29 protein-coding genes are annotated in these 22,730 nt (G+C 56.1%); 12 read left to right on the top strand and 17 right to left on the bottom strand.

Annotated features, from left to right (window positions below; genetic code table 11):
- Nucleotide 1: 1 nt before the first annotated feature.
- From D9K61_RS20055 to pqqE, 6 genes are all read left to right on the top strand, one after another.
- Entirely contained in the window at nucleotides 2-685 is a 684-nt protein-coding gene (locus tag D9K61_RS20055; protein WP_120634971.1) for a response regulator transcription factor, read from the top strand.
- A gap of 102 nt (nucleotides 686-787) precedes the next feature.
- Nucleotides 788-889: a pyrroloquinoline quinone precursor peptide PqqA gene (gene pqqA, locus D9K61_RS20050; protein WP_120634970.1), complete on the top strand. Its 102-nt coding sequence runs from the start codon at nucleotides 788-790 to the stop codon at nucleotides 887-889.
- A gap of 25 nt (nucleotides 890-914) precedes the next feature.
- Nucleotides 915-1,811, top strand: a complete 897-nt coding sequence (gene pqqB, locus D9K61_RS20045; RefSeq protein ID WP_120634969.1) for a pyrroloquinoline quinone biosynthesis protein PqqB — start codon at nucleotides 915-917, stop codon at nucleotides 1,809-1,811.
- On the top strand, nucleotides 1,808-2,557 hold the full coding sequence (gene pqqC, locus D9K61_RS20040; RefSeq protein WP_120634968.1) for a pyrroloquinoline-quinone synthase PqqC: 750 nt from the start codon (nucleotides 1,808-1,810) through the stop codon (nucleotides 2,555-2,557). The genes pqqB and pqqC overlap by 4 nt, the downstream gene beginning before the upstream one ends.
- Nucleotides 2,557-2,829 (top strand): pyrroloquinoline quinone biosynthesis peptide chaperone PqqD, encoded by a 273-nt coding sequence (gene pqqD / locus D9K61_RS20035; RefSeq protein WP_120634967.1) that lies wholly within the window; start codon nucleotides 2,557-2,559, stop codon nucleotides 2,827-2,829. Before pqqC ends, pqqD begins: the two co-directional genes overlap by 1 nt.
- Nucleotides 2,829-3,941 (top strand): pyrroloquinoline quinone biosynthesis protein PqqE, encoded by a 1,113-nt coding sequence (gene pqqE / locus D9K61_RS20030; protein WP_120634966.1) that lies wholly within the window; start codon nucleotides 2,829-2,831, stop codon nucleotides 3,939-3,941. The genes pqqD and pqqE overlap by 1 nt, the downstream gene beginning before the upstream one ends.
- A 3-nt stretch (nucleotides 3,942-3,944) precedes the next feature.
- Here pqqE and D9K61_RS20025 read toward each other — a convergent pair whose 3' ends face one another.
- From D9K61_RS20025 to D9K61_RS19995, 7 genes are read right to left on the bottom strand one after another with little or no spacing between them, the layout of a single operon-like run.
- The gene (locus D9K61_RS20025) at nucleotides 3,945-4,547 is read right to left on the bottom strand and encodes an ABC transporter ATP-binding protein (protein ID WP_120634965.1); all 603 of its coding nucleotides are present in this window, start codon (nucleotides 4,545-4,547) and stop codon (nucleotides 3,945-3,947) included.
- Entirely contained in the window at nucleotides 4,544-5,293 is a 750-nt protein-coding gene (locus D9K61_RS20020; RefSeq protein WP_120634964.1) for an ABC transporter permease, read from the bottom strand. Before D9K61_RS20020 ends, D9K61_RS20025 begins: the two co-directional genes overlap by 4 nt.
- Nucleotides 5,294-5,299: 6 nt before the next feature.
- Complete coding sequence (locus tag D9K61_RS20015; protein ID WP_120634963.1) at nucleotides 5,300-6,265, bottom strand: ABC transporter substrate-binding protein; 966 nt, start codon at nucleotides 6,263-6,265, stop codon at nucleotides 5,300-5,302.
- 25 nt (nucleotides 6,266-6,290) lie between these two features.
- A complete protein-coding gene (locus tag D9K61_RS20010; RefSeq protein WP_120634962.1) occupies nucleotides 6,291-6,539 on the bottom strand; it encodes a PepSY domain-containing protein in 249 nt (82 codons plus the stop codon).
- Between the two features lie 14 nt (nucleotides 6,540-6,553).
- Complete coding sequence (locus D9K61_RS20005; protein ID WP_120634961.1) at nucleotides 6,554-6,991, bottom strand: hypothetical protein; 438 nt, start codon at nucleotides 6,989-6,991, stop codon at nucleotides 6,554-6,556.
- 19 nt (nucleotides 6,992-7,010) lie between these two features.
- Nucleotides 7,011-7,982 (bottom strand): YVTN family beta-propeller repeat protein, encoded by a 972-nt coding sequence (locus D9K61_RS20000; RefSeq protein WP_120635055.1) that lies wholly within the window; start codon nucleotides 7,980-7,982, stop codon nucleotides 7,011-7,013.
- Between the two features lie 12 nt (nucleotides 7,983-7,994).
- Complete coding sequence (locus D9K61_RS19995; RefSeq protein ID WP_371688488.1) at nucleotides 7,995-9,182, bottom strand: ABC transporter substrate-binding protein; 1,188 nt, start codon at nucleotides 9,180-9,182, stop codon at nucleotides 7,995-7,997.
- Nucleotides 9,183-9,489: 307 nt separating this feature from the next.
- Here D9K61_RS19995 and D9K61_RS19990 point away from each other — a divergent pair, with 307 nt between their 5' ends.
- The 3 genes from D9K61_RS19990 to D9K61_RS19980 are packed head-to-tail and all read left to right on the top strand — an operon-like array spanning nucleotide 9,490 to nucleotide 11,775.
- Nucleotides 9,490-10,029, top strand: coding sequence for an SRPBCC family protein (locus D9K61_RS19990; RefSeq protein WP_120634960.1), 540 nt, complete (start codon nucleotides 9,490-9,492; stop codon nucleotides 10,027-10,029).
- Nucleotides 9,944-10,960 carry a YncE family protein gene (locus tag D9K61_RS19985; RefSeq protein WP_254055830.1) on the top strand — a complete coding sequence of 339 codons (1,017 nt, stop codon included), beginning with the start codon at nucleotides 9,944-9,946 and terminating at the stop codon, nucleotides 10,958-10,960. The genes D9K61_RS19990 and D9K61_RS19985 overlap by 86 nt, the downstream gene beginning before the upstream one ends.
- Nucleotides 10,957-11,775: a quinoprotein dehydrogenase-associated SoxYZ-like carrier gene (locus tag D9K61_RS19980; RefSeq protein ID WP_120634958.1), complete on the top strand. Its 819-nt coding sequence runs from the start codon at nucleotides 10,957-10,959 to the stop codon at nucleotides 11,773-11,775. The genes D9K61_RS19985 and D9K61_RS19980 overlap by 4 nt, the downstream gene beginning before the upstream one ends.
- 1 nt (nucleotide 11,776) lies before the next feature.
- Here the strand turns inward: D9K61_RS19980 and D9K61_RS19975 are convergent, their stop codons facing one another.
- The 7 genes from D9K61_RS19975 to D9K61_RS19945 all read right to left on the bottom strand — a co-directional run bounded on the left by D9K61_RS19975 (nucleotide 11,777) and on the right by D9K61_RS19945 (nucleotide 18,018).
- Nucleotides 11,777-12,331, bottom strand: coding sequence for a PQQ-dependent catabolism-associated CXXCW motif protein (locus D9K61_RS19975; protein ID WP_120634957.1), 555 nt, complete (start codon nucleotides 12,329-12,331; stop codon nucleotides 11,777-11,779).
- The gene (locus D9K61_RS19970; RefSeq protein WP_120635053.1) at nucleotides 12,328-13,170 is read right to left on the bottom strand and encodes a substrate-binding domain-containing protein; all 843 of its coding nucleotides are present in this window, start codon (nucleotides 13,168-13,170) and stop codon (nucleotides 12,328-12,330) included. The genes D9K61_RS19975 and D9K61_RS19970 overlap by 4 nt, the downstream gene beginning before the upstream one ends.
- Nucleotides 13,154-13,657: a c-type cytochrome, methanol metabolism-related gene (locus D9K61_RS19965; RefSeq protein ID WP_120635052.1), complete on the bottom strand. Its 504-nt coding sequence runs from the start codon at nucleotides 13,655-13,657 to the stop codon at nucleotides 13,154-13,156. Before D9K61_RS19965 ends, D9K61_RS19970 begins: the two co-directional genes overlap by 17 nt.
- Before the next feature lie 68 nt (nucleotides 13,658-13,725).
- A complete protein-coding gene (gene xoxF5, locus D9K61_RS19960; protein ID WP_120634956.1) occupies nucleotides 13,726-15,528 on the bottom strand; it encodes a lanthanide-dependent methanol dehydrogenase XoxF5 in 1,803 nt (600 codons plus the stop codon).
- A gap of 130 nt (nucleotides 15,529-15,658) precedes the next feature.
- Nucleotides 15,659-16,015 (bottom strand): cytochrome c family protein, encoded by a 357-nt coding sequence (locus D9K61_RS19955; protein ID WP_120634955.1) that lies wholly within the window; start codon nucleotides 16,013-16,015, stop codon nucleotides 15,659-15,661.
- A gap of 58 nt (nucleotides 16,016-16,073) precedes the next feature.
- Nucleotides 16,074-16,904, bottom strand: a complete 831-nt coding sequence (gene fghA, locus D9K61_RS19950; RefSeq protein WP_216825837.1) for an S-formylglutathione hydrolase — start codon at nucleotides 16,902-16,904, stop codon at nucleotides 16,074-16,076.
- Between the two features lies 1 nt (nucleotide 16,905).
- Nucleotides 16,906-18,018 carry an S-(hydroxymethyl)glutathione dehydrogenase/class III alcohol dehydrogenase gene (locus tag D9K61_RS19945; RefSeq protein ID WP_120634954.1) on the bottom strand — a complete coding sequence of 371 codons (1,113 nt, stop codon included), beginning with the start codon at nucleotides 18,016-18,018 and terminating at the stop codon, nucleotides 16,906-16,908.
- Between the two features lie 163 nt (nucleotides 18,019-18,181).
- On the opposite strand from D9K61_RS19945, the gene D9K61_RS19940 reads away from it, so the two are divergent.
- Nucleotides 18,182-18,796 carry a hypothetical protein gene (locus tag D9K61_RS19940; protein ID WP_120634953.1) on the top strand — a complete coding sequence of 205 codons (615 nt, stop codon included), beginning with the start codon at nucleotides 18,182-18,184 and terminating at the stop codon, nucleotides 18,794-18,796.
- A gap of 31 nt (nucleotides 18,797-18,827) precedes the next feature.
- Nucleotides 18,828-19,616 (top strand): pentapeptide repeat-containing protein, encoded by a 789-nt coding sequence (locus tag D9K61_RS19935; RefSeq protein WP_120634952.1) that lies wholly within the window; start codon nucleotides 18,828-18,830, stop codon nucleotides 19,614-19,616.
- Between the two features lie 5 nt (nucleotides 19,617-19,621).
- On the opposite strand, the gene D9K61_RS19930 is transcribed toward D9K61_RS19935, so the two are convergent.
- Complete coding sequence (locus tag D9K61_RS19930; protein ID WP_120634951.1) at nucleotides 19,622-20,656, bottom strand: quinoprotein relay system zinc metallohydrolase 2; 1,035 nt, start codon at nucleotides 20,654-20,656, stop codon at nucleotides 19,622-19,624.
- 122 nt (nucleotides 20,657-20,778) lie between these two features.
- Here D9K61_RS19930 and D9K61_RS19925 point away from each other — a divergent pair, with 122 nt between their 5' ends.
- On the top strand, nucleotides 20,779-21,591 hold the full coding sequence (locus D9K61_RS19925) for a quinoprotein dehydrogenase-associated SoxYZ-like carrier (RefSeq protein WP_120634950.1): 813 nt from the start codon (nucleotides 20,779-20,781) through the stop codon (nucleotides 21,589-21,591).
- A 20-nt stretch (nucleotides 21,592-21,611) separates the two neighbouring features.
- On the opposite strand, the gene D9K61_RS19920 is transcribed toward D9K61_RS19925, so the two are convergent.
- Both D9K61_RS19920 and D9K61_RS19915 read right to left on the bottom strand, forming a co-directional pair.
- Entirely contained in the window at nucleotides 21,612-21,980 is a 369-nt protein-coding gene (locus D9K61_RS19920; protein ID WP_174235118.1) for a hypothetical protein, read from the bottom strand.
- 74 nt (nucleotides 21,981-22,054) lie between these two features.
- Nucleotides 22,055-22,729: a hypothetical protein gene (locus tag D9K61_RS19915; protein ID WP_120634949.1), complete on the bottom strand. Its 675-nt coding sequence runs from the start codon at nucleotides 22,727-22,729 to the stop codon at nucleotides 22,055-22,057.
- Nucleotide 22,730 lies beyond the last annotated feature (1 nt).

Below are 22,730 nucleotides of genomic sequence, written 5' to 3'. Positions count from 1 at the left end.
CATGACATCCCGATTGCTGATCATAGATGACGATCCACAAATTGCCTCGGCCCTTGTGCGCGGCCTGTCGCTGCATGGCTATAAGGCCGAGGCCGAGAACCGCGCGGATTTGGGGTTAAAGCGTCTGCAAAGCGGTACGTTTTCAGGCGCAATTGTAGATGTCATGTTGGGGGCTGACAGTGGCATCGAACTGGTCAGGTCCGCCCGGTCGGTCGGTGTGACCATCCCCATTCTGATGCTTTCGGCACTATCGGATGTCGATCATCGCGCCGCAGGGCTTGAGGCTGGAGCTGATGACTATGTTGTCAAACCCTTCAGCTTTGACGAGCTTGTCGCGCGGCTGCAGGTTCAGGAACAACGGGCCCAGACACAACACCCCGAGCCCGCGCGCCTTTCACAGGACGACCGAACCATCCGCATCCGCGATACAGCCGTCGCCCTGACCGAGCGGGAATTCGATTTGCTGGTCTTGCTCAACAGCAAGGTCGGCACACCAATCTCGCGCGGAGACCTGTTTGACACGCTGTGGTCGCAGGAAGGCTCCAGTAATGAGAATGTGGTCGACGTCTATATAGGTTACCTGCGCAAGAAGCTTAGCGAAGACGATTTTGGTTTTGAAATCAAAACATTGCGCAACCAAGGTTTCTGCTTGCAGGGCCGTGCGCCGCAATCCAATGACAATTGACTACCGACCAAAGTCTAAGACGCTCTTATAAATTAAGATTCGCTCTGATGCCGGTTACCTGCCAAATTGAAGTCAAGGACACTTTTGGAGGAGGACCCCGAAATGGCATGGAACAAACCGGTGATCCGCGAAATCGAATGCGGCATGGAAATCAACATGTATGGCCCCGATCATGATGATGAGCGCGGCGGCGGCCTGATCTGATCACGGCCCGCGCGCTAACTTTCAAATGACGTTGCGCGCAATCATACTTGGGGCCGCCGCCGGAGGCGGCCTGCCGCAATGGAATTGTGGGTGTGATAATTGCAATCTGGCACGTTCCGGAGACATTCCTGCTCAGACGCAGTCTTCGCTTGCTATCTCCCCGGACGGCCTGAACTGGGCCGTCCTAAACGCGTCTCCGGACATACGCGTGCAGCTGTCGAACACTCACGCCCTATTCCCCTCAGGGCTTCGACAGATGCCAATTCAGTCCGTTCTGGTGACCAACGGCGATATCGATCATGTGGCCGGATTGCTGACACTGCGGGAAATGCAGCCCTTCACCCTGTTTGCGACGCGCAGCATCCATGAAGTGCTTGGTCAGAACCCAATTTTCGATGCGTTGAACGCATCCGTCGTGACCCGGTCTTCGATTTCATTGGACCAGCCGTTCGAGTTGGTTCCTGACCTTCAGGCGACGCTGTTCCCCGTGCCGGGGAAAGTCCCATTGTATCTGGAAGGCGAAACCGTTCAAACCGATCTGATCGGTGAGCAAACAGTGGGCGTTGCGCTGAGCGCCGATGGGAAAACGGCCTACTACATTCCCGGTTGCGCGGCTTTGACACCCGATTTGCGGGCGCAGCTAGAGGGCGCAGATCTGGTGTTTTTTGACGGCACGCTTTGGCAAGATGATGAGATGGTGCGCGCCGGTCTAGGTCAGAAAACCGGAAAGCGAATGGGTCACATGTCAATGGACGGGCCCGACGGGTCCATCGCAAGTTTTGCAGACATGAATATCGGGCGAAAAGTCTTTGTTCATATGAACAATACCAACCCTGTCTTACGTCCCGACAGCGCCGAAAAGTCCCAGGCGCAGGCCGCGGGTTGGACAATCGGTCAAGACGGAATGGAGATCACGCTATGACCCAAAGCCGCGATGTTTTCGAAGCCCGCCTGCGTCAGATCGGTGCCGAGCGCTATCATGATCTCCACCCGTTTCACCACCGCTTGCACGGCGGCAAATGCACCGCAGACGAAGTCCGCGCCTGGGTCATCAATCGATACTACTACCAGCACTCCATCCCCATGAAAGACGCAGCCTTTATGTCGCGTGTCGAAGACCCCGCGCTGCGTCGGCAATGGCGGTCGCGCATCGAAGACCATGATGGAACAGATGACAACGAAGGCGGCATCCGCCGGTGGTTGCGGCTGGCTGAGGCCGTTGGGCTTGACCCCGATTATGTAGCCTCGTGCGAAGGTGTGCTGCCAGCTACAAAGTTTGCCGTTGATGCATATGTGAGGTTCGTGCGCGAAAAGACTTTGCTTGAGGCGGTGGCGGCATCTTTGACCGAACTCTTTGCGCCCAAGATTCACGCAAATCGGATCGAAGGGCTGCTTCAACACTATGACTTCGCTGACGACAGTTCATTGTCTTACTTCAGAAACCGGCTGAAAGAGGCGCCGAAGGACGTGGCCTTTGGCCTAGCCTGGGTTCTGGACAACGCTGACACTGCAGAAAAGCAGGATGCAGCCGCCAAGGCGCTGATGTTCAAGACGGATGTGTTGTGGTCGCAATTGGATGCGCTCTGGGCAGCGTATGTTGAACCCGCGCGAATCCCGCCCGGTGCCTGGCAACCTGGCACAGGCATCCTGATGCGGCAGGCGTCGTGATGTTGGCGCAGGAAATCCCCACACTGCCCCGCGGTGTTCGCCTGCACTATGACAAAGTGCGCGAAAAGTGGGTTTTGCTTGCACCCGAACGCGCGGTGACTTTGGACCAGATCGGGCACGCGATTTTAAACGAAGTGGACGGCCAACGCAGTTTTTTACAGATCACTACCGCCCTGTCCGAAAGATACAACGCCCCTCAGGATCAGATCGCCGAAGACAGTGGCGGTTTCCTGGATGCGCTGCGTGCCCGGCGATTTTTGGATGTGACTTGATGAATAACGCTGTTCCTCCCCCTATCGCCATGTTGGCAGAGCTGACGCATCGCTGTCCTCTGTCCTGCCCATACTGTTCAAACCCGGTCGAAATGGCCAAACAAGACAGTGAAATGGACAGCGACATCTGGGTTCGTGTGTTCCAAGAGGCCGCTGCACTGGGTGTTTTACAACTTCATCTATCCGGCGGCGAACCGGCATCGCGGCGCGATCTGGTCACACTTGTGAAGGCCGCCCGGCAAGCCGGGCTGTATACCAACCTGATCACGTCTGCCATTGGGTTGTCCGAGCGCCGTTTGCACGAACTGGATGAGGCCGGTCTTGATCATGTCCAACTGTCCCTTCAGGGAACCGATGCTGTGATGGCCGACAAAGTCGGCGGCTATCGCGGAGGGTTCGATCGCAAGATGAAGGCGGTTGAATGGATTAAGGCCATCGGCTTTCCTTTGACGCTTAATTTCGTACTGCACCGTCATAACGCCCACCAACTGCCCCGCGCACTTGAGTTGGCTCAGGAAATGGGTGCGCGACGGATCGAGGTGGCGACAGTGCAGTTCCACGGTTGGGCCCTGCAAAACCGCGATGCCCTGATGCCGACGCGAGACCAGGCCCGGCAAGTCACTCAGCATGTTATCGAAGCGCGGCAGGCCCTGAAGGGTGAATTGGTCATCGACTATGTCTCTGCGGATTATCACGATGACTATCCCAAGCGCTGTATGGGGGGCTGGGGAACAACAGGTTTGAATGTAACACCCGACGGGCAGGTTTTACCGTGCCATGCGGCCCAGTCCATTCCGCACCTTCAGTTTGACAATGTCCAGGACAAACCTCTGGCCGATATCTGGCACAACAATTCCGCCTTCAACGCCTATCGCGGAACGGAGTGGTTGTCTGAGCCGTGCCAAAGCTGCGATCGCAAGACCATCGATTTCGGCGGATGTCGCTGTCAGGCGATGGCGATTGTTGGCGACGCAAACGCCACGGACCCGGTTTGCATCAAATCCCCTCATCACAAGGACCTGCAGTCGCAGGCGAACCAGCACGCGGCAAGTATTGACGCGCCATTTGTCTATCGCACGGCCCCCGGCAAAACCCGTGAACCGGCTGAGTAAAGGCTAGCCCTCGTCCAGTACCGCCCCACCCGGCCCAGTTCGCAAGCCTAGGATGCGATCCGCAAGACGCTCCGCCTCGGGCATGGAATGCGTGACGAAAAGCGTAGAAGGCTGGTGTTGTGATATCAAATCTTCGGTTAACGCCAGCATGGTTTCGGCCGTGTCGCGATCCAGCGAAACAAACGGCTCGTCCATAATCAGAAACTCGGGTCGCCCGGCAAAGGCCCGCGCCAGAGACAGCCGCCTTTGTTGGCCCAGTGACAACTGGCCCGGAAACAACCCTCCTTTGCCCGACAACCCAACAGAATTGAGGGCTGCTTCGGCCTGGGCATGTGTTAGCTCCGGATGCACCAGCGTCAAGTTATCGAGGGCAGACCGCCAGGGCAGCAATGTCGGCTCTTGAAACACGATTGCCAATCGCTCGGGGCGTGTAATCTGCCCGTCAAACGCGTCATCAATCCCTGCCACCAAACGCAACAAGGTGGTTTTTCCGATGCCCGAAGGTCCGGTCAAGGCAACTGTTTCACCCTGGGCAATGTCAAAAACAATTGGGCCCAGAACACATATGTCTCCGAATTGCTTTTGCCTGATATCAATGTGGATCATGCGGCCCTCCACCGGCGGGCCTTACGCTCGGAAGGTTGCAGGACCAGCCATTCCACCAACAGCATCACCGCGATGAAAGAAAACGCGTAAACCAGCACCATCGCCACATCAAATAGCTGGAAATACAGGTGAATTTGAAAGCCAACACCCGACGACCGTCCCAGGAATTCGACCACCAGCACGATCTTCCAAATCAACGATAAGCCAGACCGTGATGCTGCGGCGATGAACGGTGCCAGCTGAGGAATAATGACGTGGCGCATGCGTGTAAGCCAAGGAATCCGGTAGACCTGCGCCATGGCATCCAGATCGGGGTTCAGCGCCCTGCCGCCTTCCCGCAGGATCGTTGCAACATTGGGGATCTTGTTCAGTGTGACAGCCGTGATCGCGGCGGCCTCTGTCAACCCGATCCACAGATAGCACAGCACAATCAGGACCAACGCCGGCAAGTTCAGAAAGATCACAAGCCACGGATCCAACCACCGATTGACGGCTGGCGAGCGCCCCATGGCGAGGCCGATAGCCGTGCCCAGCGTCATAGCCAATGCGAATGCCCAGATCACGCGCAGCAGCGTCGCCCACAGGTTGCGCAGCAATTCGCCCGACGCCAGTTCCTGCTGAAAGCGGGGAACTAAATCCCAAGGTTGAGGCAGGATTTGCGGATCATCGGTTAGAAAGCCCGCAACGATCCACAACGCCACGAGGCCCCCGATGGACAGAATAGGCGTAAGGCGCGTGTCTTGCATTCAGAGCTATTCCACGTCCGCAAACAGACCCTGCGGAACCGTCGTGGCTTGGCCAACCAGCTCGGCGCCACCCAATTCTGCCATCAACGCCAGCATCGTGTTGGCGGCGTCTTCGTCAACCGGCCCCCGGTCAGGGATGCCCGCAACCCAATCAGATTTAAGTTGCTCAAACTGCGCATCAGTCTTTGCATTCATCCGTGGCCTGATCGCGTCCCATGCGACTGATGAGGTCGCCAAAAGCTGCTTGGCGTCTCGGCTTGCCGCAAACAAGCCCTGTGCCAGATCGGGATTGTCGTTCAGAAAGCTCTCTTTCAGATAATACCCCAGCAAGGGTGTGTCTGTGTCCAATCCCAATGCCTCTCCTGCCTGCTCGACCGAGATCAGCTCTTTCATGCCGGACGCTTTCATTTTGGCAAGGAAATGCCAGAAATTGATTGCCCCGGCGTAGTCACCGCCCAATGCTGATTTAAAGATCAGCGGCGGTGCCCCGAACACCTGTTCGGTGTCTGCCTTGAGGTCCATGCCGTATTCCTGCGCCGCATATGCCCGCAGGATCAGCCAGGATTTGTCCAGCGGCCCGCCCGCTATGCCAATCTTCCCACCAGCCAGGTCTTTCAGGCTGCTGGCCGTGCTGTCCGCAGGCACCACGACGCCACCGACCGCCTTGGAATATGGAATGAACACATAATCTTTTCCAGCAGCCCTTTGGCGCGCCACCCAAATCCAATCCGCCACTGCCAGATCGGCCTCGCCACCTTCGACCGCGATACGTGTCGCGCCATTATCGGCAAAGGGTTGAACCACCAGCGTAAACCCATGTTTCTTGTCCAACCCGTTTTTCCGGATGGTTTCCAACTCCCAGTTCACTGTGCCGATCTTCAGCACAGCGGCCCGAATTGTCGGCAGTGTGTCGGCAGACACAACGCCCGCCGCAAAGACGAAAGCTGCGCAAAAGGCGTAAAGTGTTTTCATGACCCTATCCTGATTTCAAATCACGCTATTCCGCCTTGCGGCTGACTTCGTTAAGGTCCTTGTCCAATTTGATGTCGAACTGGTTGCCGCCTTTGCAGATCACGTCATCAAGGTCATACCCGTCTTCTTCGACCTCGATGTCATCGGGATCCATCTGGCAGTCGACAGAGGCCAAATACGCCTCGATCTTGCCAACGGTTTCTGCGTCCACTTCGTCCGCCAGCGCCGGAGAGGCAACACAAGCCACCAGCGCCAATACGCCAATCTTATTCATACTTTGTCCTTTCGTCATTGAATGCTGATGATCATTTTCTGAGTTTCGCCAGTGGACCCGGGGATGCGAATTTCGTGGCTGCCGGGTTTAATCGCTACGAATGACAGTTCGGCCACACCCGCCTTATCAAATTCGATACTGTCCACAGCCATCGGGCGAATTTCGATCTTGTTGATGACGATTTCGTTCATCCAGATTGCCCGAAAGAACGAAGGGCCTTCGATGGCCAGTTCAGCTGAACCGTCTGCCGTAATCTCCAGCTTGTAATACGCGCCGGATTGCAGCACGACGTCCTCACCCAGCGGTTGCCCCGAGGCGAGTGTCAGTTGGATGGTTTCCCCGCGATTGCACTTTGCCAGGAGCCCTGCAAACCCGAGATCATCACAAAGCGGCGCGGCCGATACCGGCCCGCTCAATGTTGCAACCAGGGCTGCGGTCAATAGCTTCTTCATTTCCGTTCCTCCCAGAACTTCAGTCAATCGTCACAACGCCCCAAGGCTGTTGGCCGACCTGTACAGACTTAATCGCTTTTTCTGTCGCGACATCGATTATGGTTATGTCGTTGGAGTTGCCGTTCGTCGTCAGTAGATATTTTTCGTCAGGCGTGAAATCCAACTGCCAGACGCGCTGACCCACAAGGATGTAGTCCAGAACCTCAAGGCTTTGCGCGTCGACAACGGCGACGCGGTTTGCCGGACCCAACGCAACAAAAAGACGTTTTCCATCTGACGTGACTTTGGCACCGACAGGCTGCAACCATTCGGGCTGTACACCGGCCACTTCAAAACTGATCTTGCCAATAACCGTGGGGGTGCCGTCTTCGGCGATGTCCATGACGGACACCGTACCCCCGATCTCTGACGTTACAAACAAACGCGACCCATCTGCCGAATATTGCGCGTAGCGCGGGCGCTGATCGACCAGAATATTGTGCTTGATCGTGTAATCCTCGGTCGAAATGAAGTGCGCCATATTGGTGGTCTCGGACGTGTTGACCACAAACTTCGCATCCGGGCTCATCCCCATGCCTTCGGGTTCGACACCAACCGGAACCTCGGCCAGAACAGTGCGTGTTTCCGTGTCGGTCACCGTCACAAGGTTGTCGTCCTCATTGGCGATGTACAGCCGTTTCCCCGACGGTTCGAGGATGAACAGTTCCGGGTCGGGGCCAGATGGCAAGCTGGGCAATTCTTCGTATGTTTCGGTGTCAAACACCCGGACGATATTGTCATCCGAGGCGCAGACATACAGCTTGCTTCCATCCGGGCTGACCGTGATGCCACGGGGTCGGTTGCCGCCCGGAAACTCGGTAATGACCTCCCACGTATCGGTATCGACCACCGTGATTGTGTTGCCCCGTTCATTCGAAACAAAGGCCTTCCCCGCAAAAACCGGACCCGAAATCAATGCAGCAAGAGCGGTGGATAACAATATGTGTTTCATGAACATCTCCGGTTACTCAAAAGCCGTGCATTTAGATTCCGCCCGATCCAGACCCAGTGTATCGAGCGGCGAGGTCTGGTGCAGAAACCCGTCCTGAGGGCTGACACTTACAGTAATTGACCCATCATACAGCAGGATCGGCTGGCGCAATTGTCCGTTCCAATCGCGAAATGTCACCTTTTGCCCCTTGAAAGCCGCCAGTTCGAACGCATCCGACACCGCATAATCGCGCACACCGTCCGCGTCAGCTGTATTGGCCCGCGTCACCGCCTCGCCAATCACCCGCAATGCCAGCCAGACATTGTAATCTTCGGGTCTGACATATCGACCGGTCAGCTCTTCGAACCGGGTTTGGTATTGCGTTGCACCCCAGGCCTCATGCGCGCCATGGAATGTCACAGGGCGCAAGCCGCCGGACCCCATAACCGGGCGCGGCGTCCAAAGGTGATAGGACAGGTATCGGGCAAAATAGTCGCTTTCATCCGCCGCGATCACCACGTCATGATCACGCGCACCTTGGGTATCAAGGGGTAACTGACGCTGCACCAACACGTGACCGGAATCTGTCCGTCGCGATCCGCCGGTGTCTTCAAACGTACGATCTTCTGCGACTTTTGCACCAAACTTGGTTGCCGAACGTCGATAGGCATCCGCAAGCTTGACGTCATCGGGGTTCGAACCGGCCAACAAGAACCAATCCCGCCATTTTTTCCAGACCGCAAACTGCGCGACAGCATCCGTATTCATCGCGCGCGACGGGGCAATGTGCAGCAGGTTGCGCCGACAATTTGCGTCCCGCAAGTCAACATCGGGTGCGGTCGCATTGAACACTAGCGCACCAGCTTCAGCCGCCTTGTCTGTCAGGCGCAATACATCCGGAGCATTGGCCAGAACAACAAACAGATCAACCCCATCGGCCAGAAGCTGATCCATTGCGGCATCCGCCTGCCCGGGCGGAACGGCAAGGTGAGCTGTTTCATAGGTGTGGCCCAGAAAGCTTCCCGTAGTTCCGTTGTCCTCGTCCCCCAAAACAGCTCCGGCAAAACCTAAGTCATCGGGTTTCAGGTCGTATCGTGAAATCGGAAGTAGCGTTGGATAGTCGATCCTCAGAACCGCAGCCTTAACGTCAATCGCCACAGCCGAGACTGCCGAGACGCACCAGATCAATGCCGCGAAAAGCGGTATCAAGCGATTGTTCAAGATCTCCTCCCATGACCCGCGTGGTTAAGAGCGGGCCCCTAACAAAGGCGGATCGCCTTACAAAACGGAACCGATACTTTTGGCCGTGTTGTAAATCCAAGCCTATCAGCTTCATCATCAAGCTCGATTCTTATTTTTTAAGAATGTGCGTAGACAATTGATCTTGCTTCTGTTTCTCGCGGCTTTCGTCAAGAACGCGGAAACGGATGGTGAAGGGTGGCAACGTTGAGCTCAGGTGGCAACATCAGCCGATCACACATCTGTGACAAGACAAGGTCAGGCGATGCACTTTCCAGGAGGAAGCAGAATGAATCGACGAACATTTCTTGCGACAACCGCAGCGATTATAGCGCCCGCAGCAGCTTGGGCGCATGGACCGACTCGGCAGAAAGTGACCCTGACAACCGAAGTCGCCGCCCCACCCGAGGAGGTCTGGGCCGTAATCGGTAACTTTGACGATTTGTCCTGGCACCCTGCCGTGTTTTCCACGGAAGGCGAAGGTGGCAACGAAATCGACGCGACACGGTTACTGACCCTCGGACAGGAGAGTGGACCAACCATTGCAGAGGTCCTGTATAAATACAGCGCCGAGAAGATGAGCTATTCCTACCGGATAACGGCGGTCGAAGTCGAAGTTCTGCCGGTGACCAATTACTCCTCACACCTGACGGTGAAACCCCGCGACGGAGGTGGATCGATCATAGTATGGCGCGGCGCGTTTTATCGCGGATACCCCAACAACGACCCACCCGCCGAACTGAATGACGAAGCTGCTGTGGCAGCTGTGGCTGGTGTTTATCAAGCCGGTCTGGATGCGCTGGTCGAACGCTTTGGCGCAGCAAGCTAAGCTCGGCTTGGCACTGTTTCTAGCTGTGTCCTCGGGCACTGCGCTGGCGGATACAGCCTATATAACCTGCCAAAACGGTAACGAGTTGAGCCGGATCGACCTGACCGAAATGCAGGAAACCGCCCGCTGGCCCCTGCCTGGTAAACCGGCCGGTGTCGCAGTCGGCACGAATAACAACCTGTTCACGGTGTCTGCGGACAGCAAAACTGTGCGGCGCTTGTCCATGAAAACAGGGGAAACACTGTCACAGATCATACTGGATGGTGGACCGATCGGGATCGCGGCGGATGCACAGCGCGGGCGACTGTTTGTATCGGACTGGTACAATGCTCGATTGTGGGTGTTGGGCACCACAACGCTGGAAATTCAGGCCGAATTGCCAACAGGGACCTCTCCGGCAGGGATTGCCATCTCAGATGACGGGCGCTTTGTTGCCTCCGCTGACAAAGATGCAGATCAGGTGTCGGTGTTCGATGCCGAAACCCTGCACCTCTTGCACCGCATTGCCGTTGGAATCCGCCCCTTTGGGCTGCGCTTTGCCCCGAATGGCCTGCTTTTCGTGGGCAATGTGGGCAGCAATGACATCAGTTTACTAGACGCAGAAAGCGGCAAAATACTTGCCACTGTTCCGGTTGGCGAACGACCCTATGGCATTGCCTTCGCCAACAACCGCGCCTTTGTGACCAACCAGTATGCCAATACGCTCACCGTTATCTCGCTGGACACACTCGAACTCGAAGCCACGATTGATGTCGGAGAGTATCCCGAAGGCATCGATGTCACAGCTGAAGGCGACGTGCTGGTCATAGCCAACTGGTTCGACAACACCGTCAGCTTCGTGGACCCGGACACTCTGTCCGTGATAAGAACATTGGAAACCTGCGATGGGCCACGCGCTTTTGGCAGATTTTTGGGAGGAGGAAGACAATGAAGACTTCTTGCCTGATCGCGTCCCTGCTGTGCGTGCTGGCACTGCCAGGCTGGGCGTCGAACGAAGCATGGGAGAATGTGCGGGCGCTACTTTACGGTGACCGGGCCATGCTGAACGGCGATGATCTGATCGCCATTGATGCGCCCTATCGCACACCGGATGATGGACGTGCTGAATTGGCCGCGCAGATTGTGGCTCCCAAGGGCACAAATGTCGCCAAGGTGACTCTGGTGCTGGATGAAAACCCGATGCCGGTCTCAGCCGTGATCGAGTTGGAGGAGCCTCTGTCCAGTTTCTACTTTGACGTGACAATGCGGGTAAACGGCCCAACACCCATGCATGTCATCGCGGAAACCACCGACGGACGGCTTTGGGTATCGGAGACATTCGTCAAAACATCTGGGTTGGGTGCCTGTTCCGCACCTCCGGGAACCGATCCGGAACTGGCCATAGCGAACTTAGGTACGATGGAGGCCGAACTGGTCGGGCGTGTTCCCGCGTTGGATACGCGCACCCGGCTGTCGAACCTTGGTGCAAACCGCGCCAACAAGATGGATCTGAACATCGACCACCCCTCGCATTCCGGAATGCAAATGGACCAGATTTCCCTGCTGTTCATTCCAATGCGCTACGTGGAAACGGTGGATATCGACCTTGATGGCGCGGGTTATATCGAGATGACCGGATCAATTTCCCTGTCCGAGAATCCCCGGGTCGGCATTTCCGTGCCAAGCAAAGCGCAATCGGTGGATGTTACCATGACAGATACAGACGGCACGGTCAGCCATCTGCACAAGGATCTGGCAGGGTTTTAGATTAGCCGCCTTCGGCCACTGGCTGACCGGGTTCGGGTTTCACCCTCTCGAGAGGGTAGTCCCACAAGGCCCAACCATCCGTGCCTTCGGGCAGCCAATAGACGCTGTCATAACCCCATTCGATGGCGCGCCGGGCAGCATTCCAGCTCATCCAGCAATCCTCCAGGCAGAAGAAGACAACTGCTCGGCTGGTGTCACCGTTGGTCGCCTCTTCCAAACCCTTGCGAAAATAGTCAGCCGTCACGTCGGCAATGGCCCCGTAGCCTACGTTTGGCAACCAGATTGCACCGGGAATGCTGTTGCGGGGTTTGTCCCGCCAGATCGTGCCTTTGGGCAGGTTGGCGGGTTTCGGGGCTTGCGGCAGGACGTCGACAAAGACAGCGCTTTGATCCTGCCATAACGCATACGCCTCGTCCGGACCGATGGCCGTGCCTCCGGTTATGCGGTCGGGCACCGGCGCACGGTAGTGATCCATTCGATAATCTGATGGTTCTGGAACAGTTTGCGCGGTCGCAGCAGAGGCCGTGAAAACCAATGCTGCAAGGGCGCGGATCATTGCGACGGCTCCAAAACCTCGGTTCCAAGATCGTTGACCAGCGGAACACCGGCGTTTGCCAGCACGCCATTGATTTCATCCTGATTGCGCCGGATCAAAGAATTCAGCTGCCGCTGCCACACTTTCTCACCCTGACGCACACCCATAGTAATGCGATAGAACAGGCGCGGCGGCAGCTCTTCCTTGACCAATGGGATCACTTTGAAGTCCGGATAATCCCCTTTGACCAGCGGGCCACCCAGCGGGCCCCATAAAACGGCGGCTTCGATTTCACCGGATTGCAAGTCGTTCAACATGTCTATTGCAGGGCTTTCAACGCGGCGATCAACGAACAGATTGTAAGGCTTGGCCTGTCCGATCAGACCGTTGCGCGCCATGTGAGCAGCCGGGGGTGTACCCGCGATGATCCCAATCCGCCGACCCTTGAGCGCGGGATCGTTCAGAGTGTCGACGCCTGCTAGATTACTGTCCTTCGGGACGATCAGCGAATAGGCGGAGGTGTAATAATGATTGGTGTTTTGTACCAGATCGTGCCCTTGCGCGTATCCGATCACAACATCACAACGCTTGGCGGTCAGGGTGTTTCGAATGAAACCGGTGGCTTGAGGGAACCAGGTATATTGAACCGGAAGCTCCAGCTTTGCTGCGATCAACTCGGCCAGTTGGTTTTCATATCCCGACCCATCTTTTGATGAGACCGGGGAATTTGCGGGGTCTGCGCAGACGCGAAACGCGTTTTTTGAGACCAGATCGGATGTTTGCGCGATACCGGGCTGCGCCTGGCTGATCCAGACCGCGAACCCCAGCATTGTCAGTAAGGCATTAGCCCATGCACGCATCTTCATCCTCGCGTATCACATCAGATTTTGCTTCTTTCTTCGGGGGGCGTCCACGCGGGATTGTACCTGATCCATGGGCTTTCAGATAAACATAGATGTCGTCCAGAAAGCACATCACATTCGGGTTGTTGCCAAATCCGGGCATCACCGAGTTTTCGGCTGCGCTGATCACTTGGCGGCCATTGGTGACAATGTCCACAAAGTCATAATAGTCCATGTCCAGCGCGGATTGCTTCAGCGCAGGTGCGTAGGTTGAACCTTCCCCGTCCGGGCCATGGCATACATGACATTCCGCATGGTAGCGGCGAAATCCTGAAAACGTCGGCCAGTCTACTGTTCCGTCTTCTGCAACATTGTAGGTCGGCACATCGTCATCCGTATAAGACCGGCCGTCCTCGGTATATGCGACGGCCAGATTGTCGGCTGCCACGGCCAGAGGAAGGCAGAAGATCGCAAAGGGGGCCAAAAGACGTACTGCTGGGATCATGAAAACCTCGTTTGCTGTAGCTGAAAATCTGGTGCGATCCGAACGGATCGCACCAGACATTTTTTGGCTTAGTTCGGCAGTGCGAACACGGTCAGCTGACCACCAAGTGCAGTATAGTCGCTAAGAGCGGCATAGCCACCCACGGCGCCCAGACCGTCATTCGGGTTGGTCAGACCAGCCGCAAGACCAATTCCGGCCCAGCCACCAACACCTGACAGGATGCCGATGTACTGCTTGCCGTCTCGCTCATAAGTCATCACGTTGCCGATGATGCCTGACGGTGTCTTGAACTTATAGAGTTCCTCACCCGTTTCAGCATGAACAGCCTTCAGATACCCTTCAAGCGTACCGTAGAACACGATGTCACCTGCAGTAGCCAATGCGCCCGACCAGACCGAGAACTGCTCGGGGATCGACCACTTGATAGAACCGTCGGTGTTATCCCAAGCGATAAAGTTACCCATACCGCCATGGCTGTCCGGTGCCGGATACATCGCAAGCGTTGCACCCACATAGGGCTGACCAGCGGTGTAGGACACGCGGAACGGCTCATAGTCCATGCAGACATGGTTTGTCGGCACATACATCAGCTCGGTCTTTGGCGAATACGCCGCAGGCTGTTGGTCTTTGGTACCCAGAGCCGCAGGGCAGATACCGGTCGAGTTCACGTCCTCGCCATTCTGCTCAGTCGAGTACTGCGCCACGACTGCCGGACGACCATAGGTTTCGCTGTTGGGGTCCATATCGACACCTGTGGTCCAGTTGACCACCGGATCGAACTTCTCGGCCACCAGCAACTCACCCGTAACACGGTCCATGGTATAGCCCAGACCGTTCCGGTCAAAATGGGTCAGCAACTTGCGCTGCTCGCCATCAATTTCCTGTTCCGACAGGATCATTTCATTGATGCCGTCATAGTCCCATTCATCATGCGGCGTCATCTGGTAGAACCAGCGTGCGACGCCGGTATCGATATCGCGGGCCATGATGGTCATCGACCAACGATTGTCGCCTGGACGCTGTCCTGGGTTCCATGTCGATGGGTTCCCTGTGCCGTAGTACATCAGGTTTTCGTCCAGATCGGCTGAATACCAACCCCAGGTGGTACCGCCACCGATCTTCCACTGGTCACCTTCCCAGGTGTTGGTTCCGGAATCCGCACCAACGGGCTTGCCAAGATGAGTTGTGTTTTCCGGATCAACGAGGATGTCCGAGTCCGGACCCATGGAATACGCACGCCAGACCTGCTCGCCCGAGCTCATGTCGTAGGCCGTAACCGACCCGCGCACACCGAACTCACCACCAGAGATACCAACGATGACCTTGTCTTTGACAGGCAGGACCGTAGCAGTGTTGGTCTCACCGATCGCAGGGTCACCATTTTGCACTTCCCAAACGACGTCGCCGGATTTGGCATCCAGAGCAACAAGCTTGGTGTCAGCCTGGTGCAGGAAGATCTTGCCATCGGCATACGCCACACCGCGGTTCACGGTGTCACAGCACATCACCGGGATAACGTCCGGGTCCTGCTTGGGTTCATATTTCCAAACGATCTTGCCGTCATTGGCCAGATCCAGCGCATACACGATGTTCGGGAACGGTGTGTGGACGTACATCATGTCGCCGATCACCAGCGGAGAACCCTCGTGCCCGCGCAGGACACCGGTCGAAAATGTCCACGCAACTTGCAGATCCCCTACATTATCGGATGTGATCTGATCTAGTGCGGAATAGCGTTGGTTCTTGTAGTCACCGGTCTGGATCGCCCATTGTTTTGAGTTCTCCATCTGGGAAACCAGGTCGTCATTTGCAAAAGCCGCTGAGGCCAGACAGATGGCGATCCCGGAGGTCAAAAGCGATAGCTTTTTCATTCATTTTCCTCCCTTTGGTGCGGCGTCTTCGCCGCTGTGGTACACCTCACCCCTACGGACTTCGGTGTCTTCGCTTGCTCGTCCGTCAGGCCCCTCCTCAGGCAACGCGACAGGCGAACAACTCAGTGTCTTACGAACCTTCACCTTCAAAGGTCGCAAGATATGCGATTATGTTGACCCGGTCGTCTTCCTTGCGCAGACCGGCAAAGGTCATCTTGATGCCTTTGGCATAGTCGCGCGGTTTGGTCAGAAACACGTCCAGTTCTTCCGGCGTCCAGACCAGCCCGTCTTCGGACAGTTTCATCAAGGCTGGGGAATACCCAAAGTCTTCGACAGTCGCCGCCTGACGGCCAACTATCCCGTTCAGCATGGGCCCAACCTTGTTCTCGGCACCCTCGCCAACGGCGTGGCAAGCTTTGCACTTGCGAAACACCTTTTTACCTGCCTCGGCATCCCCTTCGGCGCTTGCAATTGTCGGTGCAAGCATCAGACATGCTGCTGATATTACTGTTCTGAACACTCTGGATCTTTCCTTGCTATTTTCATTAGCTGAGACGCTCGGCGTGCCATGCGACGTGGTCCCGCGCAAAGCTGTTTACGAAGAAGTACGAATGGTCATACCCCTGTTGAATTCTGATCTGTCCGGGCTGGCGACGCTTTGCCATCATGTTGGCCAGCGCTTCAGGTTTGAGCAGGTCCAGAAACTGATCGTCCGCGCCCTGGTCGATCAACAAGTCTCCCTTCCAACCGTGCTCTTCCAGCAGCAAGGTCGAGTCGTGCTCGGACCAGGTGCTTTCATCATCCCCTAGATAGCTGCTGAGTTGCTTTCGACCCCAATCAGATTGGGTCGGATGCGCGATCGGAGCAAAGGCCGACAGTGACCCGAACAAATCCGCGTTGCGCATGGCGATCGTCAGCGCACCGTGCCCCCCCATGGAATGACCGGTGATGCCTTGCTGATCCTGCAACGGAAACGTCTTCAGAACGATATCGCGCAGTTCCTCGACAATGTAATCATACATTCGGAAATGCGACTTCCAGGGGTCGCGCGTGGCGTTGACATAGAACCCGGCCCCCTGCCCAAGGTCATATGCGTCATCATCTGCAACGGTACTTCCCCGCGGGGACGTGTCAGGGAAGATCACCGCAACACCGTAATCTGCGGCTGCCTCTTGAAAACCGCCTTTGGTCATGGCGTTTTCGTGGGTGCAAGTCAGGCCAGACAAATACCACAATAGCGGAACAGGCCCCTGCTTTGCCTGCGGGGGCAGGTAAATGGCAAAGGTCATCTCACAATCGCAGGTCTCCGACTGGTGGGAATAGACGGTCTGCTCCCCCCCGAAACTGCGATTCTGTGTGATGACCTTCAGATCCATATCAGTACTCCACGACCGCACGGATCGATTTGCCTTCATGCATCAGATCAAACCCGTGGTTTATCTCATCAAGGCTCAGCTTGTGGGTGATCATCGGATCAATCTCGATCTTGCCGTCCATGTACCAATCGACAATTTTGGGAACATCGGTTCGCCCCTTGGCACCGCCAAAAGCCGTTCCGCGCCACGACCGACCAGTCACCAATTGGAAGGGGCGGGTCGAGATTTCGGCACCAGCAGGCGCGACACCAATGATGATGCTCTCACCCCATCCTTTGTGGGCGCATTCCAAGGCCGTTCGCATCACACCAACGTTGCCCGTCGCATCAAACGTATAGTCTGCACCACCGCCCGTCAGCTCAACCAGATGCGCAACCAGATCACCGTCAACGGTCGAAGGGTTCACGAAATCGGTCATGCCGAAATGCTTCGCCATCTCAGCTTTGCCGTCGTTCAGGTCAACGCCAACGACTTGATCACTGCCGGCCATGCGGCAGCCCTGAATAACGTTCAGGCCAATTCCGCCCAAACCAAAGACCACACAACGCGAGCCTATTTCCACTTTTGCGGTATTGATCACCGCGCCGATGCCGGTTGTGACGCCACATCCAATGTAGCAAATCTTGTCAAACGGCGCATCCTTACGCACCTTTGCCAGCGCAATCTCGGGCACGACAGTATGATTGGCGAAGGTCGAACATCCCATGTAATGATGGATCGGCGTTCCGTCCAACATGCTGAACCTGGTTGTGCCATCCGGCAGCAAGCCCGCGCCCTGTGTAGCGCGCACTTTCTGACACAGGTTTGTCTTTGGATTCAGGCAGTATTCGCATTCGCGACACTCAGGCGTGTAGAGCGGAATAACATGATCACCAACTTCAAGACTGGTGACACCTTCCCCGACCTCAAGCACAACACCTGCGCCTTCGTGGCCCAAAATCGCGGGGAAAATACCCTCGGGGTCATCGCCGGAACGGGTAAATTCATCGGTGTGACATAGCCCGGTCGCCTTGACCTCGATCAGGACCTCACCAGCCTTGGGACCTTGCAGATCAACCTCCATGATTTCAAGAGGATGCCCTGCCGCCACAGCAACTGCCGCGCGTGTTCTCATGTTAATCTGTCCTCCCATTCCCGGACGCTAATAGAATCCGGGTGCTTAAACCGAGTATGGCGGCTGGCACGCCGTTCAAACAATTAAGACAATGGTGTGTATTGGGTTGAATGGACTAAACGCGCAGGTTTCGGGCATAGTGTCAGTGTGGAGGAGACCCGCGATGTCGACCGGCAAGCAAATCGTGATAGCGTTGGCTTGGTTCAGCGTGGCAAGTCCCGGCTTTGCCGCAGATTTTTCCGACCCAGCCTGGCCGTGCGTGCAACGCAAGGTCGAGGATCTGTCACTGGGGCTGATGTGGCCGCACCCGATCAGCGACGCCGAGATTTCTGCGCTGAACCCCGAGATTGATGAAATCGCTGGCCTACTTGCCTTACGACGGATCGAACTGGGCGAGTTACAGCCGCAGGTGGCCGCCTTTGCGGCACGCCATAAAGGCAACCCTGAAGTTCTCGGATGGGTGTTTCAACACGTATTCGATACGCTGTCGGACCGGCGCAAACGGATCATTGGCGGAATAGGAGAGTTCTCGCTAAAGCAGATTGATCTCGCCAGCCAGATTGATCTCGCCCGTGCCGAAATGGATCAGGCCCTGACCGCCGACACCCTCGATTACGACAAGGTCGACGCGCTTGAAGAGCAATTGGATTGGGATCAGTTGATCTATACGGACCGCCAACGATCGATCACCTATCTGTGCGAAACCCCTCAGATCATTGAACGCCGCTTGTTTGCCATTTCCCAGATGTTGCAACAGCTTACGGCGGATCAGGGGTAGACCCAAGATAAACACTCGAAGGAGAACTGAGATGAAATACTTGATCGTTCTTCAGGCGACTTTCCTAGCGCTCTTGCCACTGCCAACACTCAGTCAAAGCGTGCTGAGCGGCGTTGACATGACCTTGCCCAAAATGACGCAAGCGCAGTTAACCCGCGCCGACGTAATCTCACAGCTGGACGCAGCAACCCCGGACAGCCCCGCAGATTTCACCCGCGTCTGGATGAACAACCTCGATCTCTCAGAACTGGATTTCAGCAATGCAATCCTGCGCGCGACGTCGATGAACGGTACAAACCTGTCTGCGTCGAACTTTGATGGCGCGGTCCTGAGCCAAGCGTGGATGATCGGTGCCAACCTGACGGGCGCATCGTTGGTTGGGGCGGAACTGTTTCAGACACAGCTTGGCAAGGCAGACCTGAGCGGTACAGATTTCACCAATGCCAGAACCGCCGCCGACTTTACCAAAGCCAACCTAACCGGTGCCGTGTTTCGTGGCGCTGATTTCTCCGCTGACATGCGAAATCAATCCATGGGGCTGATGCGCGGCGTGCTAACATCGGCGCGTGGGAGTGATGTAGATTTCACCGGTGCCCTGATGTCTCGGGCAGATCTGGAATTTGCCAAACTGCCCAGAGCGAATTTCACCGACGCCGATTTGTCGATGACCACTTTGGGCGGCGCGGACCTGTCCGGCGCGATATTGACAGGGGCCGACTTCACGGATGCGGACCTGACAGCCACCCGGTTAGTTGATGCGCAGGGTCTTGACCGGACCAATCTGGAAGACGCCAAAAATCTGGATCGTGCCTTGCAGTAAGACTTCTATTCCCATTCAAGTTCAGTAAAAGCGACTGTTGCATTGCGTGGGTTATACGCTTCAAAAAGGTCCCAATGTTCCGCTTCGCTTTCAGCGATCGTTTCCACTGCATCGCCCAATCTCTGACCCTGTTCGATGGCAGCGCGGGTGTCTGTTTCGAGCACGTTTAGATAACGCAGCATGTCCGCTGCCCCGTCTGGCCAGTCCAATACCGGGCCGCCATGTCCGGGGACAATCTGCTCCACCCGCATCTCGGACATTTCGCTCAGAACCTGTTTCCAACCGATTAACTGCCCATCCAGCGCCGGAGTGTGTTGATGGAAAATTAGATCTCCAGTGAACAAAATGCCGGACCCTTGATCCAATACGGTCAAATCGGTTCCGGTATGCGCACTGGGCCACGTACGCAGCGTCAAAACACGGTTCCCCAAATCAATCTCGCCCTCTGTTTCTACCGATTGATCAACCGTAATCGGCCCCACTCCGATCAATTCACCAGCTCCGATGAGACTGCTCAGGCTTTCAACATAGTTGAGACGCCGATCGAGCAAGGCACGTTCCAGCCCGGGATGGCCCACGACCAACGCCCCTGCTTGCGCCAATGGCGCTGTGCCCAACACATGATCGGGGTGCATATGCGTTAGGATCACATGGCTGACAGGCTTTTCCGTTCTTTCCCGAATGGCACGCCAAATCCCCTCGCCCATCCAGGGGGCCGTGCCTGTGTCGATCACCGCGACGCTGTCGTCGCCAATCACAAACCCGATATTTGAGATATCCCCAAGATTGGCTGTGTCCGGCTCTTCTATGCGTCCGCGATGTACATAAACACCCGGGGCGACCTCAGAGAAATCCAAAGCTTTGCCAACAGGTTGGCACCGCGCCGCACCCTTTGTCTGATCTAGCGCTAAGTCAGGTGGATCCGTCGCAAGGCTCTGTTCGCATATTGCCTGCGTTTCCGCCTCGTATCCCGGCAAAAGTCGCTCTCGACAGGGCCCGGCGGTGACCTCAAGGCACACCACAATGACGGCTTCAAACATGGCTCATCCTCCGCTTTGGACCTTGGCACACTCAATCGTGAACACCACACAGCCTTTGGTCGGCGTATATTTTATTGGGGTTTTGTGGCATATTCCCTGAACCGGTTGCCGGAGGAGACAACATGGCCAGACTTTTTGCACCCGCCGTGGTGCTTTCATTGACAATGTCGCTGCCCGTTTGGGCGGACCAGTCGGTCAAGAACCCACTCACAGAAAGCGAAACCTGGCAGGACCTGCAATTTGACGTCGTAGGAGACGCGCAAATTGGAGAAGCCGATGCACTTTTGTCGCTGGATGCCCCCTACCGTGCCCATGATGCGGCGACCGTGCCAATAGTTCTGAAACAACTTGATCCCGATGCGAAGATCACCGCAGCAACAGTTGTGATCGATGAAAACCCGGCCCCCGTCGCCGGCGTATTTTCATTTTCGCCAGCCATGGGAGAGTTGGATTTTGAGATGCGGGTCCGTGTGAACCAGTATTCCAACATTCGCGTCATCGCAGAAACCCCCGACGGTCTGCATATGACCGGTCGCTTCGTCAAAGCGTCGGGTGGATGTTCAGCCCCTGCCAGCAGAGATCCAGAAGTGGCGCTGGCCTCGATGGGAAAAATGAAGCTGCGCAGCTTTGGAGAGACGGCGCAAATCTCGACACCACGCCGCGAGGCTCAGATCATGATCCGACACCCGAACTACTCGGGGCTGCAACGCGATCAGGTGACACAGTTGTTTATTCCGGCGCATTTTATCGACCACATCGAAGTGTGGCAGGGGGAAGAACTGCTGTTCACTATGGATGGTGGCATTTCGATTTCTGAAAACCCAGCGTTCCGGTTTGCCTATAACGACAACGGAACAACGATGTTCACGGTCAAAGCCACGGATACCGAAGGAAACAGTTTCGAAACGGATCTGCCTAAATCAGCGTCCAGCTGACACTACAGCCTGAGATTACCTCAGAAACAAACAACCTCGGCTTCGGCCTGCGCGCGGCGCAGGTCAGCCACCATGTTTTCGGCCAGTATCGCACTTTTGAAGAACGCCATGCGTTCACCGCCAACCCGCCGCATGGAAAGAACCGTTTCTGCTTGTTCATATCTTTCATAGGGCAGGATCGATGCGATCAGATCAATGGAACAGGAACACCGATCCAGCATTTCACGGGTCTGGCCATTGGTGACCATGCAGGCAAAAACGTAATCCGCGCGAGCCGCCGTTGGGTAGTCGTTTAGCCGTTCGGCCACGCTTTGGGCCTGCGCCGCGATCGGCCATCCAGCGCACGCAATCGCAAGGGCACATACACTTTGTCGAAAGAGGTTCAACATCTGCGGGAAGCTGGCATTGCGCAAACTTAAGCGGCGCCTCTCAAGTCTATTCTGGCTGAAAGACGTTGCCTGGATCATTCCTGACCCTCCTGCAAACCCTCAAACTTCATCTCAGAGCGATAGACTGCATCGCCCCCACCTTCTGGCCCAGTTTCGGCCACCAGCCGCAGATACCAACCGGGAACCTCTTCTGACACCGTCACGCTCAGCACGAGATCACCAAACCCCTGCATCCGGTCCTTGTTTGGATCTCCTGCAAAGGGCCGCATTCGGATGGTTTGAACAGGCACGGTTTCTCCGTCAACCACTGCTTCACCAGCCTCCACTTCGGCAGGCTGAATCAGCGCGTCCTTCACACGGTTGCGAATGTAGAAGGGGCTGCCTCCGGCCGCCTCAGCCATGTCGCGAATGGTGCTTTCATAAAACACCATGATCATCGGATTGCCGACACTGGCCGGAAACACACCCATGGCGCGGTGTTTTTCATCCTGGCGAAACTCTAGCCGGGCCGTCTCACTGCCATCATCGTCAAAGCTAAGGGCAATATCGCCGGTGTCCCGTTCCGCGGCTTCGGGCTTAAGGTTGTTGATAACCGTGCGCTGATAAATCAGCTCTTTATCCCGGTCTATGGTGTCCAGTACGCCTTCCTGAAACAGCAGATCATAAGCTTGCTCGCCATCTACCGAGGCCGCAAGCACCGGATAAAAACTCAAGGCAGAAATGATCAACCCAAATAGAAATGTCCTCATG

Source organism: Ruegeria sp. EL01, assembly GCF_900313035.1.
In the GTDB taxonomy this organism is placed as follows: Bacteria; Pseudomonadota; Alphaproteobacteria; order Rhodobacterales; family Rhodobacteraceae; genus Ruegeria.
This window is presented reverse-complemented; position numbering and strand designations above follow the sequence as displayed.